This is a genomic window from Pseudomonas sp. HMWF006 (assembly GCF_003061205.1).
GTDB lineage: Bacteria > Pseudomonadota > Gammaproteobacteria > Pseudomonadales > Pseudomonadaceae > Aquipseudomonas > Aquipseudomonas monsensis.
Window position 1 is genome coordinate 1 of the sequence record NZ_QAIU01000137.1, and the last position, 736, is coordinate 736.

Annotated in this window: 1 protein-coding gene; it reads left to right on the forward strand. The window is 63.9% G+C overall.

Features of this window, described 5'->3' with window-relative positions; translation table 11 throughout:
• Window positions 1-25 precede the first annotated feature (25 nt).
• A partial coding sequence (locus tag DBR24_RS31515) for an aldehyde dehydrogenase family protein (RefSeq protein ID WP_256591280.1) occupies window positions 26-736 on the forward strand: 711 nt, incomplete at its 3' end.

Sequence of the window (736 nt, forward strand, 5' to 3'; positions counted from 1 at the left end):
ATCCCCCCCTTGTCGAGCCACAACAATGACCACAACCCGCAACGACTGGGAACAGCGCTTCCAGTCCCTGACCATCGAATCCCGCGCCTTCATCAACGGTGAATACCGCCCGGCAATCAGCGGCGCCACCTTCGAATGCCTGAGCCCCGTCGACGGCCGTTTCCTCGCCTCCGTGGCCAGCACCGACGAAGCCGACGCCAACCTCGCCGTCGAAGTCGCACGTCAATCGTTCAACTCCGGCGTGTGGGCCAACAAGGCTCCGGCCGAACGCAAGCGTATCCTGATTCGCTTCGCCGATCTGATCCTGCAACACCAGGAAGAACTGGCGCTGCTGGAAACCCTCGACATGGGCAAACCGATCAGCGACTCGATGAGCATCGACATCCCCGCGACCGCCAACGCGATCCGCTGGAGCGCCGAGGCCATCGACAAGATCTACGACGAAGTCGCTGCCACGCCGCACGACCAGCTCGGTCTGGTGACCCGCGAGCCGTCCGGCGTAGTTGCCGCGATCGTGCCGTGGAACTTCCCGCTGATCATGGCCAGCTGGAAATTCGCCCCGGCCCTGGCCGCCGGTAACTCGTTCATCCTCAAGCCTTCGGAAAAATCGCCGCTGACCGCGATCCGCATCGCGCAACTCGCGCTGGATGCCGGCATTCCGAAAGGCGTGTTCAACGTCCTGCCGGGCTTCGGTCACACCGTCGGCAAGGCGCTGGCGCTGCACATGGACGTCGAC